This is a genomic window from Natrinema salifodinae (genome assembly GCF_900110455.1).
In the GTDB taxonomy this organism is placed as follows: Archaea; Halobacteriota; Halobacteria; order Halobacteriales; family Natrialbaceae; genus Natrinema; species Natrinema salifodinae.
Genome location: NZ_FOIS01000005.1, coordinates 246,773 through 264,094 on the forward strand (window position 1 = coordinate 246,773; position 17,322 = coordinate 264,094).

General features: G+C 63.1%; 12 protein-coding genes. 10 read left to right on the plus strand and 2 right to left on the minus strand.

What is annotated here, in order from left to right; all coding sequences use genetic code 11:
- Window positions 1-12 precede the first annotated feature (12 nt).
- Complete coding sequence (dgoD, locus tag BMY29_RS19270) at window positions 13-1,188, minus strand: galactonate dehydratase (RefSeq protein ID WP_074854870.1); 1,176 nt, start codon at window positions 1,186-1,188, stop codon at window positions 13-15.
- Between the two features lie 125 nt (window positions 1,189-1,313).
- On the opposite strand from dgoD, the gene BMY29_RS19275 reads away from it, so the two are divergent.
- The 8 genes from BMY29_RS19275 to BMY29_RS19310 all read left to right on the plus strand — a co-directional run bounded on the left by BMY29_RS19275 (window position 1,314) and on the right by BMY29_RS19310 (window position 12,271).
- A complete protein-coding gene (locus BMY29_RS19275; RefSeq protein WP_049989960.1) occupies window positions 1,314-2,300 on the plus strand; it encodes an LLM class flavin-dependent oxidoreductase in 987 nt (328 codons plus the stop codon).
- A 446-nt stretch (window positions 2,301-2,746) separates the two neighbouring features.
- Complete coding sequence (locus tag BMY29_RS19280) at window positions 2,747-4,516, plus strand: ABC transporter substrate-binding protein (RefSeq protein ID WP_241471273.1); 1,770 nt, start codon at window positions 2,747-2,749, stop codon at window positions 4,514-4,516.
- 113 nt (window positions 4,517-4,629) lie between these two features.
- Window positions 4,630-6,453: an ABC transporter substrate-binding protein gene (locus tag BMY29_RS19285; RefSeq protein WP_049989961.1), complete on the plus strand. Its 1,824-nt coding sequence runs from the start codon at window positions 4,630-4,632 to the stop codon at window positions 6,451-6,453.
- A 131-nt stretch (window positions 6,454-6,584) separates the two neighbouring features.
- Window positions 6,585-6,779, plus strand: a complete 195-nt coding sequence (locus BMY29_RS19290) for a hypothetical protein (RefSeq protein WP_049989962.1) — start codon at window positions 6,585-6,587, stop codon at window positions 6,777-6,779.
- A 145-nt stretch (window positions 6,780-6,924) separates the two neighbouring features.
- The gene (locus BMY29_RS19295; RefSeq protein ID WP_173424897.1) at window positions 6,925-7,917 is read left to right on the plus strand and encodes an ABC transporter permease; all 993 of its coding nucleotides are present in this window, start codon (window positions 6,925-6,927) and stop codon (window positions 7,915-7,917) included.
- Window positions 7,914-9,056: an ABC transporter permease gene (locus BMY29_RS19300; protein WP_049989963.1), complete on the plus strand. Its 1,143-nt coding sequence runs from the start codon at window positions 7,914-7,916 to the stop codon at window positions 9,054-9,056. Before BMY29_RS19295 ends, BMY29_RS19300 begins: the two co-directional genes overlap by 4 nt.
- Before the next feature lie 2 nt (window positions 9,057-9,058).
- A complete protein-coding gene (locus BMY29_RS19305) occupies window positions 9,059-11,266 on the plus strand; it encodes a dipeptide ABC transporter ATP-binding protein (protein ID WP_049989964.1) in 2,208 nt (735 codons plus the stop codon).
- Window positions 11,267-11,332: 66 nt separating this feature from the next.
- Window positions 11,333-12,271, plus strand: a complete 939-nt coding sequence (locus BMY29_RS19310) for a dihydrodipicolinate synthase family protein (RefSeq protein WP_049989965.1) — start codon at window positions 11,333-11,335, stop codon at window positions 12,269-12,271.
- Window positions 12,272-13,451: 1,180 nt separating this feature from the next.
- Here the strand turns inward: BMY29_RS19310 and BMY29_RS19315 are convergent.
- Window positions 13,452-14,909: an orc1/cdc6 family replication initiation protein gene (locus tag BMY29_RS19315; RefSeq protein WP_049989966.1), complete on the minus strand. Its 1,458-nt coding sequence runs from the start codon at window positions 14,907-14,909 to the stop codon at window positions 13,452-13,454.
- A gap of 1,143 nt (window positions 14,910-16,052) precedes the next feature.
- On the opposite strand from BMY29_RS19315, the gene BMY29_RS19320 reads away from it, so the two are divergent.
- Together BMY29_RS19320 and BMY29_RS19325 are read left to right on the plus strand one after the other, a co-directional pair.
- Complete coding sequence (locus BMY29_RS19320) at window positions 16,053-16,676, plus strand: metal-dependent hydrolase (RefSeq protein WP_049989967.1); 624 nt, start codon at window positions 16,053-16,055, stop codon at window positions 16,674-16,676.
- 72 nt (window positions 16,677-16,748) lie between these two features.
- The gene (locus tag BMY29_RS19325) at window positions 16,749-17,309 is read left to right on the plus strand and encodes a DUF2238 domain-containing protein (protein WP_049989968.1); all 561 of its coding nucleotides are present in this window, start codon (window positions 16,749-16,751) and stop codon (window positions 17,307-17,309) included.
- The last annotated feature ends 13 nt before the right edge of the window (window positions 17,310-17,322 follow it).

A 17,322-nucleotide genomic window follows, 5' to 3' on the forward strand; every position in this document is an offset into this window, starting at 1 on the left:
GACGCCTCGCGATTACCGCTCGCCGACGCTTCCGTCGGCCCGATGCCCGGGCGAGCGGTCGAAGCCGAGATTCGTCCCCGCGAGTTCGCGGACGCGGTCCTCGTCGATCTCGATCCCGAGGCCGGGCCCGTCGGGCAGTTCGAGACAGCCGTCGACCGGGTCGAAGACGGCATCGTTCTCGACGTACCGCATCGCGTCGGCGTCGTCGAGGATCACCTGCTCCTGGATCAGGGCGTTCGGCGCGGCCGCATCGACGTGGAGCGACGCCGCCAGCGCCAGGGGCCCGATCGGACAGTGGGGCGCGATCGAGGCGTCGTAGGTCGCGGCCAGGTCGGCGATCTTCTTCGTCTCGGTGATCCCGCCCGCGCTCGAGACGTCCGGCTGGACGATATCGACCGCGTCCGCCTCGAGGAGCGGCCGGAACTCCCACCGGGAGTAGAGCCGCTCGCCCGTCGCGATCGGGGCCGTCGTCGCGTCGGCGACCCGGGCGAGTTCGCGGTCCTGTTCGGGCCCGACCGGTTCCTCGACGAACAGCGGCTCGAACTCCTCGAGCGCGCTCGCCAGGCGGCGGGCCATCGCCTTCGACGCGCGGCCGTGGAAGTCGAGCGCGACGTCGACCTCGGGGCCGACGGCCTCGCGAACCGCGCCGACGAGTTCGCGTGCGCGGTCGACGACCGCCGGTGTATCAACGAGTTCGAGCCCCGCCGTCGGAACCAGTTTGACGGCGGTGTACCCCGCGTCGACGCGTTCGCGCGCCTCCGCGGCGGCAGCGGCCGTCGGGTCCGAGACGTCGTCGTCGGCGTGGGCCCTGACGTGCGCATAGGTCCGGACGCGGTCGCGGGCGGGACCGCCCAGCAGCTCGTAGACCGGCATCCCGGCCGCATTCCCCTTGAGGTCCCAGAGGGCCTGGTCGATGCCGGCGATCGCGCTCATGTGGACCGGTCCGCCCCGGTAGAAGCTGCTCCGGTACATCGCCTGCCAGCAGTACTCGATGCGGGCCGGGTTCTCGCCGAGGACGTACTGGTGCAGTAGCTGGTCGACCGCGCTCTGGGTCGCGGGTTCGCTGTCGCCGGCGAAGTGCCACTTCGTGTAGACCTCGCCCCAGCCGATTCGGCCGTCGCTCGTCTCCAGTTTGAGGAACTGCCACCGCGGCGGCACCGCGTAGAGCTCGTAATCGGTAACGCGCATTCGGTCGGTGATGCGACCGATTCGTTCTTGAACGTTCCGCCGCCGCGTCGCCGGCACATCGTGTCCGAGTTTCTACATAACCGAAAATGTAAATAGTAGCTGACCGCACTGTCCCATCGTAGCGTATGAAATTCGGGATTTTCCCAGTCGAAGGCGGTGAATCGTGGGACGGCGTCGTCGAACAGTGCCAACTCGCCGAGCGAGTCGGCTTCGAGTCCTGCTGGGTCAACGACCACCAGGCGACCGAGGGCGACAACTACTGGCCGTCGCCGCTGACGCGGTTGACCAGCATCGGCACCGAAACCGAGGAGCTCGAACTCGTCACGTCGGTGCTGATCCTTCCGCTGTATCACCCCCTGCACGTCGCACAGCGGGCGGCGATGCTCGACAACATCTCGAACGGCCGGCTCACGCTCGGGGTCGGCCTCGGCTACGTCGAGGAGGAGTTCGAAGCGTTCGACGTGCCGATGGACGAGCGCGCGGGCCGCATGATCGAGGGACTGCGCTTCCTCGACGAGTTCCTCTCCTCGGACGAACCCATCTCCTTCAAGTGCCCGTTCTTCGAGGTCGAGGACTGGCAGCCGCTCCCGTCGACGGTTCAAGAGCCCCGGCCCGACCTCTGGGTCGGCGGCTGGGGCGACAAGCAGATCGCCCGCTCGGTGAAGTTCAGCGACGCCTGGGTGCCCGGCGTCGTCGCCGACCTGGGAATCGTCGAGGACCGCAAGGAGGAACAGCGCGAGCACATCGAGGACAGCGACCAGAACTGGGACGAGATCGAACACCCGCTGATGCGCGAGGCGGTCATCGCCGAGACCGAAGAAGAGGTGATGGAGCGCAAGGAGTACGTCCACCGGACGTACGTCGACGAGTACGGCGGCGAGTTCTCGCACCCGCTGATGACGGCGGACTCGGTCGAGGACTTCGAGGAACTGGCCGACGATCGGTTCATCTACGGCACGCCCGAACAGATCGTCGAGCAGATCGAATCGATCCGCGAACGCTTCCCGCTGGACCATCTCACGCTCCGGTTTCACCACTCCGGCATGCCCAAAGACCTCGTCGAGGATCAGATTCGGCTGTTCGGCGAGGAAGTCATCCCCGAATTCCGGTAGTCGAGTCCGCGCCGCCCGCGACCGAAGGGCGATTCGAGCGGAGTGCGGAGCTACCGGTCCGACCCCCGACCCCCGGACGTCGGCGAGCCACCCGCCGTCAGTGGGGCCGATCCCGCTCGTTCGTGACGACGTTCGCCCCCTCCGAGGCGAACCGCTTCGCCAGCGCCTCGCCGAGGCCTTTGCGAGCCGGCAACGATGACGGTTTGCTCGTCCACGTCTGTCGACCGACGGGACGAGGACTCGCCGGTAAAACGTTTCGGCGCGCCGATCGGGGCCGGAACCGAACGACCGGCGCCCCGAGCGGGACCGGTCGATCGACCGTCGCGTCGAACGGTGTCGGCCGGTCCGAGGCCGGCCCAGGTAACTATAAATACCAGAGACTATCAGTAGGTTCCATGGCGAAAGATAACAACTGTCGGAGAGGTCGGCACAGCCGCCGCGATGTCATGTCGTACGGGGCCGCGAGCGGGGTCGCGTTTCTCGCGGGCTGCCTCGGCGGCTCCGGGAGCACGGATCGCTTTCAAATGTTCGACGCGGAGACCAGCGGGGCGCTCCCCTCGGAGCGCCACTGCAACCCCTGGAACTTCGCGCAGCGGGGCGCGTGGCATCCGGGCGCGCTCGTTCACGACCGGCCCGTCGTCTACAGTCCGGCGGCGGACGAGGCCTACCCGCTGATCGCCACCGACTGGGAACTGACCGACGACACGACTCTGGAGTTTACCTTTAGCGACGAATGGGCCTGGCACGACGGCGATCGGGTCGTCGCCGACGACTGGGTCATGCAACTCCAGATCGCCCTCAGGATTATGGAGTACCAGGCGGCCGACGGCGAGCGACCCCACCAGTTCCTCGAGTCGGCCGAGGTCGTCGACGATCGAACGGCCCGCGTTTCGCTGCACGAGCCGCTGGTGGCCAGGCACGCGGTGCGGGCCGCCGTGGCCGACCTGGTCGGCGACGAGAGCCGCGGGCTCTTCACCAAACACACCGACGACCAGTGGGCCGAGTGGCACCGGTGGCTCCGGGACGGCGAGGGCGACGAGTTAGACGCCGTCGTCGAGGATATTACGACGACGAACTACCCGGCGCTGGACGAAGTCGTCGGGAACGGCCCGTTTCAGGTGGCGGACGTCGGGGACAACGTCGTGGTCTTCGAGCGGTACGACGACCACCCGAACGCCGACGCGCTCAACTTCAGCGAGTGCTCCGTGCACGTCTTCGAGAACGACGATCCGACCCAGCCGTACACTAACGGGGAGGTCGACGCCGCGCACATCCAGTTCCCGCTCAAGGACGGCGTTCAGCAGCAACTCCCCGAGAAGCACGCGCTCGTCAGGGAGAACCTTTCGACCAACCTGTTGTTCACGTTCAACTGCGGGCACGACGTCAGCTACGACACGCCCTTCGAGAGCGCGAACGTCCGCAAGGCGGTCTGTCACGTTTTCGACCGCCAGCAGGTCGTCCAACTACTCGAGGGCGTCAACCGGATGTTCGACTGGCCGCCCTGTCGCGTTCCAGGAAGCATTCTGGCGGACGGTTCGCACGACGCGGCGGACTGGATCGAAGACTTCACCGCGTACGGGCAAAACGACACCGAACGGGCCGCCGAACTCCTCCGCCGCGAGGGGTACGAACGCGATAGCAGCGGCACGTGGCTGACCCCGGACGGCGGCCCCTTCGAAATCGAGATCATGAACGGGGCCGATCGGAAGGACTTCGGGGTCCTCAAGCGAAATCTGGAGGACTTCGGCATCGAGACCAATCAGGGTCAAGTCGACGACGCGACCTTCGACGAGCGGCACCACGCCGGCGAGTACGACATGATGCCGGACAGATCGTCCGCGAACGGCGTCACCGCGATGTGGGGGCTCGATCTCGTCCCGAGGTGGCTCCAGTCGATCGCCCACTTCGACCTCGAGGCGGAGATTCCGATGCCGATCGGCGATCCCGAGGGGGAAAGCGGGACGAAGTCCATCAACGTCGAGGAGCACATTCGCCAGTGGCAGGTCACCGGCGACGATCAGTACTACCGAGAGCTGCTGTGGTGGTGGAACCAGACCGTCCCCCAGATGGAGGCGATGTACCAGCCCGACGCCGGCGCTTACAACGGCGCTAACTGGACCCTCGACGGCCCGGAGGAGATCATCGACGGGACCGAGGACGCGCTGTACCTGGTGCCGAAGATGGAAGCGACGACGATCGAATACACCGGCGAGTGACGGCTCCGGGACCGCCGGTCGACTCCGCGGCGAGTCGTGCACACGTTGCTCGAAAAATCCTCACAGAAACCCTCATAGTTAACTATATATGTCACCTTCCATCATTAGGGAGTATGCCAGAGGGTAACAGCTGGCGGCGTAGCGGACCGAGCCGGCGAGATGTGCTCAAGTACGGTGGTGCAGGCGGTGTCGCCCTGCTCGCGGGGTGTCTCGGTGGCGGTGGCAGCACAGATCGATTCCGGGTGTTCGACGCGGAGACGAGCGGCACGCTCCCATCGCAGCGTCACTGCAACCCGTGGAATCCGGGCCAACGCGGGACGTGGCATCCGGGGGCGCTCATCTTCGATCGACCAGTTATCTACAGTCCGTCGGAAGACGAGGTGTATCCGTTGATCGCGACCGACTGGGAGATGGCCGACGACACGACCCTGGAGTTTACCTTCAGCGACGAGTGGACCTGGCACGGCGGCGACCAGCTCGTCGCCGACGACTGGGTCATGCAACTCCAGATGTCCCTCGAGATCCTGGACTACCAGGCGGACGACGACGAGCGGCCCCACCAGTTCATCGAGTCGGCGGAGGCGCCCGACGAGCAGACGGCGCGGATCCATCTCCACGAGCCGCTGTCGGAGACGGTCGCGGTCCAGAACGTCATCGCGGACCTCGTCGGCGACGAGAGCCGCGGGATCTTCACCAAACATACCGACGACCAGTGGATCGAGTGGCACGAGCAACTTCAGGACGCCGACGACGGCGAAATGGAGTCCATCCTGGAGGAGCTCACGACGGCGAAGTATCCGTCGCTCGAGGATGCGGTCGGAAACGGCCCGTTCGAAGTCGCGGATATCGGGGACAACGTCATGGTCTTCGAGCGGTACGACGACCACCCGAACGCCGACAACCTCAACTTCAGCGAGTACTCGGTGCACCTCTACGAGAACAACAATCCGACCCAACCGTACGCCAACAACGAGGTCGACGCCGCACACACGCAGTTCCCGGTCGAAGACGACGTCAAGCAACAACTCCCCACGGAGCACACGCTCATCAAGGAGGGGTTCTCGACCAACAAGCTGTTCACGTTCAACTGCGGGCACGACGTCAGCTACGACACGCCCTTCGAGAGCGCGAACGTCCGCAAGGCGGTCTGTCACGTCTTCGACCGCCAACAGGTCGTCCAACTGCTCGAGGGCGTCAACCGAATGTTCGACTGGCCGCCCTGCCGCGTCCCCGGGAACGTTCTGGACAACGGATCCCACGACGCGGCCGATTGGGTCGAGGACTTCACGAAGTACGGCCAGAACGACACCGAGCGGGCCGCCGAACTCCTGGAACGCGAAGGCTACGAGCGCGATAGCAGCGGCACGTGGCTGACACCCGACGGTGAGACCTTCGAGGTCAACATCATGAACGGCACCAAGCGGAAGGACTTCGGCGTGCTCAAGGAGAATCTCAACGACTTCGGCATCGAGACGAACCAGGAGCAGGTCGACGACGCGACCTTCGACGAGCGCCGCCAGGCCGGCGAGTTCGACATGATGCCCGACGGCTCGTCCGCGAACGGGATCCGCGCGCTGTGGGCGCTGGATCTCGTGCCGAACTGGGTGCAGTCGATCTCGCACTTCGAACCCGAGACGGAGATTCCGATGCCGGTCGGTGATCCCGAAGGCACCAGTGGGACGAAGACGATCGATATCGAGGAGCATATCCGCCAGTGGCAGGTCACCGACGACGACGAGTACCACCGAGAACTGCTGTGGTGGTGGAACCAGAACGTCCCCCAGATGGAGGCGATGTACCAGCCCGACGCCGGCGCCTACAACGCCGCCAACTGGGCCCTCGACGCTCCGGACAGCATCATCGACGGGACCGAGGACGCGCTGTACCTCATCCCGAAGATGGAGGACGCGACGATCGAATACCTGGGCGAAGATTGACGCCTGAAACGTCGCTGACCGCAGCACTCGTCGCGTCGAGTTCCGATCGCGGGATCGCTGGAGGCGATGTTCCAGCCCGACGCCGGCGCCTACGGACCAAGATTTAATATCCACTCCGGGAATTAGTTTTCATGGGATTCCTTCAGGCCGTTTCGCAGATCGTCCTCGGCGTCAATTTCCTGTTCCTCCTCCTGTTGGGATTCTCCTTCGTCTTCGCGGAACCGGGAACGGGCGCGTACATCGTCGCACAGCTCACGCTCATTCCCGTCGTTCTCTCGCTGGTCGCGAGCGTCGCGGTCATTTATACCGGCTGGGATCCGTTCTGAACCTGGTTCGACTCCGAAAGAGCGACTGGATCGGGCGACGGGACGATTTCTTCGCCGAACTGGTGGCGTCGAGACGGATTTCTCTTGTATATAATACGATGGGAAACCTTGATTACGAATCGTTCAGAATAAATAGCCATCCACCATGTTAACGATAGACTGGCGTATCAGGCGATTAGGGCAAGCGGTGTTCACGGTGTGGGCCGTTCTCACGCTGTCGTTCGCGATGATCCGGATGATGCCCGGGAACATCATGGGGGCGATGATCACGCGGATGGCCCAACAGGGCATCAATCCGGCGCGAGCCCGCGAACTCGTCGAGTTCAGAATGACGATCGATCCGGACGAGCCGATCCCTGTCGCCTACGTCAACTACCTCGCGAACACCCTTCAGGGCGATCTGGGGCAGTCCGCCTACTACGGTGAGCCGGTCGTCGACGTCCTCGCCGAGGCGCTACCGTGGACGCTGTTCGTGCTGAGCTGGGCGGTCTTCATCAGCTTCTTCGTCGGTATTGCCATCGGCTCACTGATGGCCTACTGGGAAGGCGGGAAACTGGACGTCGGGCTGACCTCGTACGCCGTCCTGATGGGGTCGATTCCGTTCTACGTGCTCGCTATTCTTCTCCTGATCTTCTTCTCGTATCGGCTCGGCTGGTTTCCGAACGGCGGTCGTCAGCCGATCGGTGCCGATCCGGGGTTCAATCTGGTCTACATCAGCGGCATCATCCACCACGCCGCGCTGCCGATCCTGTCGATGTTAGTGGCCTCGGGCGTCGCTTCGCTGGGAATGCGCGGTAACAGCATTCGCGTTCTGGGCGAAGACTACCTCCGCGTCGCTCGCCTTCGGGGACTGTCCGACATTACGATCTCGACCCAGTACGTCGCCCGCAACGCCGTCCTGCCGATGTATACGACGCTGCTGATCAGCATCGGCGAGATGTTCGGCGGCTCGGTGGTTCTCGAGCAGGTCTTCCAGTACCGCGGACTGGGATGGTACATGTTATCGGCCACGCACCAGCGCGACTATCCGCTCATGATGGGTGGATTCATGGTCATCACGCTGGCGATCGTCACCGCGTTGCTGCTGGCCGACCTGACCTACGGGTACGTCGATCCGCGAGCACGGAGGAGTCAATGACACGGGATACCGATCACTCGACGGGCGAGACAGGCGAAACGGACGAACGGCTGGACTTCGAGCGCGCGATCGACGGGTCCGACGCGGGCAGCGGCGGTGACCGGGACCTCAGAACCGACGGCGGCAACGTCAACTCGCCGTTCGAGGTGGTCTCGGAGTTCGAAGAAACGCGACGCGACCGCTACCGGAAGCTGTACGACGCGTACGTCTACGCCCCGTTGTCCATCATCTGGCGCGACTGGCGGGCGCGAATCGGGCTGACGATCGTCCTGTTGTACGTGCTGATGGGAACCGTCGGAACGCTGCTCGTCGAACCGACCAGCGTGACCGAGGGCCCGGCGCTCATCGGCCCGTTCGAGAACGCGGACTACATCCTCGGTACGGACGCCCATGGGCGCGACCTGCTCTCGCAGACGGTCCACTCGACCGCGACGATCCTCAAGATGGTCGTCGCCGGGGCGGTGTGTACGGTCGGAATCGGGACCACCGTCGGTGCCATCGCCGGCTACAAGGGCGGGACGACCGACACGGTCCTGAGTTCGATCACGGACGTGTTCATCAACATCCCCGGGTTCCCGCTCGTGATGGTGCTGGGGCTCTTGCTCGAGGACATGATCCTCGGCAACCCGTACGCGGTCGGGGTGTTGCTGAGCATCGCGGCGTGGGGCGGCCTGGCCCGAGCGATCAGATCCCAGATGCTCACGCTCCGGGAGGAGTCGTTCGTCGAAGCATCGGAGGCGATGGGCATCCGGACGCACACGATCGTCTTCAAGGAGATCATCCCGCACCTGATGCCGTACGTGGTGATCAATCTCACCAACGCGGGGCGGCGGGTCATCTTCGAGGCGGTCGCCCTGTACTACCTCGGGATCCTCCCCTTCGAGAACTTGAACTGGGGGAACATCCTCAACCTCGCCTACGAGGACCTCGCTCACGCCAGGCCGGACGCGCTCCACTGGTTCCTGGTCCCGATGTTCGCGATCGTGTTCATCTCGATCGGCCTGACCCTGCTGGGGCAGTCGCTCGACCGGGTGTTCAACCCCCGCGTCCGGGCCCGACACGAGAAAACGACCACGGAGGCCGACGGCGGTGAGGTCGACGACGAACCGAGTACGAACGAAGTGATAGGAGGGATCTGAACATGACCGTTTCCGAAACCGACACCGAATATCAGCGCGAACTGCCACGAGACGAGTCGATCTTAGAGATACGGAACGCGTCTGTCACGTTCGACATGGACCGCGGCGAGTCCCGGGTCCTCGACGATGTCGACTTAGACATCCAGCGAAACGAGATCCTTGGCGTCGTCGGCGAGAGCGGCAGCGGGAAGTCGATGCTCGCGTCCGCGCTGCTCGACGCGATCGTGGATCCGGGTGCCCTCTTCGGGGACATCACGTACTATCCCCCGGACGACGACCCGATCGATATCCTCGACCTTGACAAGCAGGGCCTCAAAGAGCTCCGCTGGGAGGAGATCTCGATGGTGTTCCAGGGGGCGATGAGCTCCTTCAACCCCGTCCGCAAGATCCGGACGCACTTCGTCGAGACGCTCGATGCCCACGACTACGACATCGACGAGGGGATGGAGCGGACGCGGGGCATCCTCGAAGACCTGTATCTCGATCCCGAGCGCGTACTCGACTCCTACCCGCACGAGCTCTCGGGCGGGATGAAACAGCGGGCGCTGATCGCGCTCAGCCTGGTACTGGAGCCGGAGGTCTTGGTGATGGACGAGCCGACCGCGGCGCTGGACCTCCTGATGCAGCGGTCGATCATCTCGCTGATCCAGGAGATCAAAGAGGAGTACGATCTGACGATCGTGTTCATCACCCACGACCTGCCGCTAGTCGCGGACATCGCGGACCGGATCGGGGTGTTGTACGCCTTCGAGTTCGTCGAACTCGGCCCGACCGACGAGATCTTAGCGGACGCCGCCCACCCGTACACGCGACTGCTCCTGAAGTCGACGCCGAACCTCGAAGCGCCGATCGAGACGATGCAGCCGGTTGAGGGGAGCGCGCCCGACCCGGTGAACGTGCCCTCGGGCTGTTCGTTCCATCCTCGGTGTCCGCTCGCCGACGCACAGTGTCACGACGAGGATCCCGGCCCCTACGAGGTCCACGCGAGCCACCACGTCCACTGCCACCACTGGGAGGACGCGCGAGACGAGATTCCGATGACCCACGATCTCGAGGGGGTGTCGACCGGCGTCGACGGCGAGTCGGCGATGACCGACCCCGGAGCCACGCCCTCGCGGACCGACTCGGCCGAGCCGGTCGTCTCGCTCGAGGACGTCGAGGTTCACTTCGAGAAGGAGCAGGGCTTTCTCGACGTGTTCTCCGAGCCCGACGTCGTCGAGGCCGTCGACGGCGTCTCGTTGGACATCTACGAGAATGACGTCATCGTGCTCGTCGGCGAGTCCGGCTGCGGGAAGACGACGCTCGGAAAGACGACGGTCGGCCTGCAAGAGCCCACGGGCGGGCGCGTCACGTACCGCGGCCACGACATCTGGGACGTCAAGGCCGGCGACGAGGACAGTATCTCGTGGAGCGAGGTCCGCCAATCGCTCCAGATCGTCCACCAGGACCCGGGGAGTGCCCTGAACCCGCACCGCCGCGTCAAGTCAAGCCTCGAAGCGCCGCTCAAGCGGTGGAACGGCGACCTCGACGGGAACGACCGGCGACAGCGCATCCTGAGCCTGCTCGAACACGTCGGAATGACGCCGCCGGAAGACTACATCGAACGGTACCCCCACCAGCTCTCGGGCGGCGAACAACAGCGCGTTGCGCTCATCCGCGCGATGCTGATGAATCCCGACCTCATCATGGCCGACGAGCCGGTCAGCGCGCTGGACGTGTCCCTGCGAGTCGAGATGATGGATCTCATGATCCAGTTACAGGACACGTTCGACACGTCGTACCTGTTCGTCTCGCACGACCTCTCGAACGCGCGGTACATCGCCGAGAAGACCGGCGGCCGGATCGGCGTCGTCTACCTCGGCCGACTCGTCGAAATCGGCCCGCCGGAACAGATCATCCACAACCCCCAACACCCCTACACGCAGGCGCTGTGCTGGGCGACGCCGGAACTCGGCGCCGACACGGACGGCGAATCACCGATCCGCGAGATCGACATTCCGGATCCGACCGACCCGCCGAGCGGCTGTCGCTACCACACCCGCTGTGCGAACGCCAGGCAGGTCTGCCAAAATCAGGATCCGGCTGCGTACGACGTCCCCGACGACGACCTCCACGAAGCCGCGTGTTTCCGCGTCGAGGACGACCACGAGTACTGGGACAGCGAGTCGATCACGGGCGACGAGGACCCGATCGCGGCGGACGACGACTGATCGCCGTCGCTCGGAATCTGAGCCCTCGGCGATGGATTTATACTATATGCGATACATCGACATTCTATGCCGTTGTCAGCCCAGCAAGTACGGAGTCGTCTCCGCGGCGTTGCCGTCGGGTTACTGACCCCGTTCGACGACGACCTCGAACTCCAACACGAGAAGATCGCGGAGAACGCCCGGACGCTGTACGACGAGGGAATTCGAGCGTTTCTGGTGACCGCGAACATCAGCGAGTATCACTCGCTCTCGACGAGCGAGCGAGTCGCCGTCGCCGAAACGAGCGTGAACGCGCTCCCGTCCGACGCCTGCGTTCTCGCCGGCGTCGGCGGAAGTACGGCCGCTGCGCAGGAACTGATCCGCGCGTACGACCGCATCGGTGTCGACGCGATGATGATCATGCCGCCCGATCACACCTACCTCCACGAACAGGGGCTGTTGGAGTACTATCGCGAACTTTCCTCGGGGACAGAAACCCCGCTCGTCCCCTACGTCCGCGGATTCGATCCGTCGGTCGACTACCTCGCCAGCCTCACCCGCGTCGACGGAGTCATCGGAATCAAATACGCGCTGAAAGATCCCGTCAAGCTCGGGGCGGGCGTCGCCGCCGGCGCCGACGACGTCGTCTGGGTGGACGGACTCGCAGAACCGTTCGCCGTCTCCTTCTGGGCCGAAGGCGCGGAGGGGTTTTCGGCGGGCGTCAGCAACTTCCGACCGGAGATCGGCCTCGAACTGTTCGACGCGCTCTCCGAGGGCGACTGGAAACGGGCCCGCGAACTTCGGAATATCTGCCTCCCGTACCAGAACTTCCGGGACGAGACCGGCCAGGAAAACGAGATCGAGGGTGCGATCAGCGTCTCCGCCGTCAAGAAGGGACTCGAACTCGCCGGCCTCAACGGCGGCGCCGTTCGCGAACCGATTCGGCCGCTCGCGCCCGAAGAGGAACGACGAGCCGAGGAACTCTACAGTCAACTCGAGGACGACATCGAATCGCTCATCGAGTAAGCTGACCCCCGAGCCGGAGTCGGTGATACCGCTGGCGTTGGCGGCGAGCCGAACGCTGAAGCCGAAACCGCAGCCGACACATCGAGACAATAGCAGTGTCTGGAACACGAGCAACTACGGCCGCTGCCGGCGACATGACCGCCGATGGAGCGTTTTCGCCGTCTCGACGTCGGTCGGACGCGAACCACGAGTCATCGTGTCGCCCGATCGCCTGGCGACATCGATCACCGAGCAGTCGGACCCTGATCGATACCGTAAATCCGTTCCGGAGAAGGGAACGGATTCGGACGAGTGGAACGCGACCGTATCTTCGATCGCCGCGTGCTTCGGCTAGCGAATCGGGGCGGACTAAAGCAGCGCGCCTGGTGATCGAGCGTCCGGAGTGGGATGGAGTCGTATCTCCGACGGCAGTTTCGAGGGCAAACTGTGATTCGTAATCGGTACTCGGGACGGGTATCCACATTCGGTACTCAGAACGGTGGCTCATATTCGACACTCAGGACGGAGCCCCGTATTCGGAACACGGGAATCGTTACGTATAGGCGTCAGTTCGTCGCTAGCGTTCCGATTCAGGAAGGCACTCGAAAGACGTTCACGTCGTATCTGACTACCTGGGCGGAACGTCCGTCCGCGAGGCCCACTCGTGATAGATATCTATTACAGTCATACGTCTGTAATCGTTCGCACCAAGAGAACTGGGTTGGCGACGGTGAGTAGTAGCACGGTCGAAACCGATCGGACGGCGCTATCGAATTACACGACTAAAAGCGCGTGTATGGGACCCAGTTTTGCACCGATGGGAAAACACATCGATAGGGGTGTCTCTTCGGCGGCAGCTTCGAGCACGAACTATCGAACACATCGATAGAGGGGTGTGATTCGCCTAGCTATCGATGTGTTCCGATACAGGAAGACAAGTTTTCTAGATAGATTCGCTCGTCCAAACGGAGATGAGCGATTATATTCGTTCTATCCGGACGATTTCAGCCGACATATTCCGTCAAAAACGCTTCTATGCGGGTATTACATATCGATAGCGGTGTGGGAGAAGAGGACGCTGAGAGAGACGACGATTACGAATGTTTGACTAGTACACACATATGACAACATACAGTAAGCCGAACGCAGGCGGCGAGAATTATAAAGTAGCTCGCAATTCCTCGACGGAAACTGGTTCGTATTACGTTTGGTTTCGAACTTGTGCCGTGACGACGCTCGTCACTTCCTCCGCGGAAACCATGTCGATCCGCGAATCCTCGCGGAGCGTCTCGAGGATCGTCTCAGGACGTTCGCCGAACTGGAACTCGAGGAACATCCCCGAACTCGGTCCGTGGCTCCGGCGCTCGAAGTCAACGAGCGAATACGTCGTCAGCTCTTTCATCTTGTTGACGTACGTCTCCTGGTGGTACTGATCGGCGTCGATCGCGTCCGTGAGGAACTGATACACCCGATAGCCGGTCGTGCTGCGAGCGGATTCGTCGTCCGTCTCGGCGGCGACGGCCGCCGTTGCATAGAGACAGAGCTTCTTCTGCGTGCTGATACCGCGGACGACCTCGAGAACCCGATTCTTCTCGACTTTATCCTGCGCCTCGCGGACATGTTCCTCGCGAACGCGCTCGTCGCCCTCGCGTTCCGCGAGTTCGCCGGCGACTCGCACCAGATCGATCGCCTTCCGCGCATCGCCGTGGGTCTGGGCGGCAAAGGCCGCCGCCAACGGGATCACGTCGTCGTCGAGGACGTCATCGTAGAAGGCGTCCCGTCGACGGCGGAGGATCGCCTGGAGCTGATTTGCGTCGTAGTCGTCAAAGTGGACGTCTTCGGGCGTGAACGAACTCAAGGCGCGGCTCCCGACGGATTCCATCATCTTCGTGTCGTTGGAGATCGCGACGACGGAGATGTGCGCGGTGAGGTCGTTGTTCGCCCCAGCACGGGAGAGTTGATAGAGGAGGCGGGAGAACGCCGGCTCCTGTTTGTCGCGTCGGCCGACGAGCATATCGAGTTCGTCCAGAACGAAGACCGCCGAATCGAAGTTCTCGTTGACGATGCGGTAGAGTTCGTCCCACTTCTCCTTGGTCGCGACGCCGTGTTTCGGGACCTCGACGTCGACGCCAGCGACGTCCGCAGCGCGACTCGCGAGTTCGTAGACGGCGACGCCGAGCGTATCGAGATCCTGGCAGTTGACTTCGATCGTCCCGAAACGGATATCCCGCGACTCGCAGATGGTGCTGATATTCTTACAGACCGCTTTGGTGATGAGTGATTTGCCGGTCCCCGACGGGCCGTAGAGAAAGAGGTTCGGTGGCCGGTTGTCGCCGAGCGCGACACGAAGCATCTTGGTCACTTCCTGCAGTTGCTCGTCGCGACCGACGATACGGTCCTCTTCGACGATGTGATTCGGATCCAAGAGCGACCGATCGCGAATGAGTCCTTCCTGTTGATCGAATTCCAACAGCATCTCCTCGATCGACTGCGAATCGTCGCTCGCGGCCTGAACCGTCGACGCCGAATCCGCCTCTCGCTCGGCCGTCGTCGACTCCGATGAGAGCGTCGCCTGGTCAGTCGTCTCGTCGCTCACCTCCGATTGACCCACCCCGTCCCCATCCCCATCGTGCGAATCATCGGAACCGTCAGTTCCCATAGGATGGACCAGACGGAGGAGGACCAAAAGTGTTCTCACCTCTATCGATGTGTATTTCGGTGATCAAGCGCGCGAGTTCCGGGTATTCTGCCGAGTAGAGAAGAAAGACAAGAGAAGGATACAGGGGTTAACGAAGTGTGTCGTTCGACGGAAGAAAAGGGAGTTAAAGGGGAAGACACGGAGGGAAAAGGAGAGAAGAGGTGAGGTGAGGTGAGGCGAGGTGAGGCGAGGCGAGGAGACAGACACCCCTCTATCGATGTGTTCGCTCTGTTCCTGCGGAGAAGGGGCAAGGCGAGAAACGTGGGTCCGGATCCGCTCGAGAGCGTCCCCGCGGGAAAGCACGCCGAAGAGGGCTCGACAAGAGGGATAGTGGAGGGGAACGTTCCGAAGAGTCGGAGATAATTCATTGGACCGAGCGAGATGGAGTACGCGTCGTTCAGAACACATCGAACACATCGATAGAGGGGTGTGTGAGTGCCTAGTCTAGAAAGCTAGAAGAAGAGAAGGAAGAGATGGCTGCTCCGATTTCTGTCAATACTCTTTCGAGCGTATCTTCGCCGTAATTTCGGGCGAAATGGCAATCTGCGGCCGTTCTCGTTCTTCGGATTCCTCGATCACATCCCCCTCCCGTTGAGACATCGAACACATCGATAGAGGGGTGTCTGTGTCGGGACGCGTTCCCGTTCGTAAGCTCATCTTGGCCTTGGCTGATTGAATCCCAGGAAATTATTTATTCTATCAGTTAGAGGAACCGATGTTGCTCTCGCCAGGCGCAACGCGAGCGGTGACGGATGCGTCGAGCACCGTAACGGACACACCGAGAGCGGACACATCGATAGAGGTGTGTCCCGTTCGGGCTTCCCGGTTCGTGGGGTCGGTTCCACGTTCCGTTCTCTGCCGTCCGAGATCGTTTGCTTCCGTACGATCACAGCTACCTCGTCCGGCCAGCCGAGTTACGTTGGAAGCGGTCGAGGGACGCAAACACATCGATAGAGGGGTGTGCGAAGCCGATTCGAATCCGAATCTCCACTCGAGCGTTACTTTCACTGGCCGGTGAATTTCCGCCGAAACGGTTCCGAGGCGTCGGGGAGTGACTGGGTGACCGACACCCTCAAACCGTCATGTTGCTTCTTTCCCTGCACGATGATGCTGCCAACGCACGCGCTCGTCGGCCTGGCGATCGCGCTTCCGGTTGCGATTGCGCTCCCGGAGTCTGCGAATGTCGTGCTGTTTGCGGGGTTGCTGGGCGGAATCGTACCGGATCTCGATCTGTACCTCGGCCATCGGAAGACGCTCCACTATCCCGTCTACTACACGGTACTCGCCGCCGCCGTCGTCACGGTCGCGCTATTCGTTCGGATGTCGCTGCCGATCGCCGTCGCCGTGATGCTGATCGCCGCGGCCGTTCACAGCATCGCGGACGTCTTCGGAGGCGGGTTGGAACTCCGCCCGTGGGAAGCGACCTCCGATCGCGCCGTGTACGATCATCACCGCGATCGGTGGATCGCGCCTCGCCGCTGGATCCGCTACGACGGCGCACCCGAAGATCTGCTCCTGACCGTCGCTGTAGCCGGGCCGCTACTGGTGACTCTCGACGGCGCGTTCCGCTGGGTCGTCGTCGCAGCGCTGACCGTCGCGACCGCGTACACCGTCGTTCGACGGGCGCTTCCGGCGGTCGCGGAATCGCTCCTCGAAGACGTGCTGCTCCAGCGGCTCCCGGATCGAGTCGTCGCGAACCTGCCTACCCGCTACGTCTCGGACCAGTAGTATCGATCGTGCGATCGAGGGAACGAGGGATAGAAGCGCTATCTTTATCGGAGCGACGCCTGTATCGCCCGTATGCGAATGTCGGTCGTTCGGACGGCGGAACGCGGCATTCGGTGCGGCGTCCTGGGAGTCCTCGTCGTCGGCGCTCGGCGACGGGACCCGGGTGCGGTCGTGAACGCTGTTCTCGGATTCCTCGGGACGTTCCTTCCATCCATCGCTGAACGGTGGTACGACGTCGAGTTCCGACCGTGGCAGCGTGCGTACGTCGAAACAGCCATGCTCACGCACGCCGTCGGTATGCTCGGTCCGTACGACGACATCTGGTGGTGGGATCACCTCACCCACACCCACTCGGCGACGCTTCTCGGCACGCTCACCTTCGCAGCGGCCCGCCACCGTGACCGAGATCCCCGTCCGCGGGTCATCGCTGCCGTCGCTTGCACCGGATTGCTCTGGGAACTCGTCGAGTACGGCGTCCACGCGAGCGCCGACCGACTCGGCTACAGGCCGATACTCGTCTCTTACGGGAAGACCGACACGCTCTTCGACCTCGGTTTCAACCTCGTCGGCGCCCTCCTCGCCCTCATGTTTGGCGATCGAGCCCTTCAAGATCTGCGCCCGTCGACCGCGTGATCGGCAGCACTGA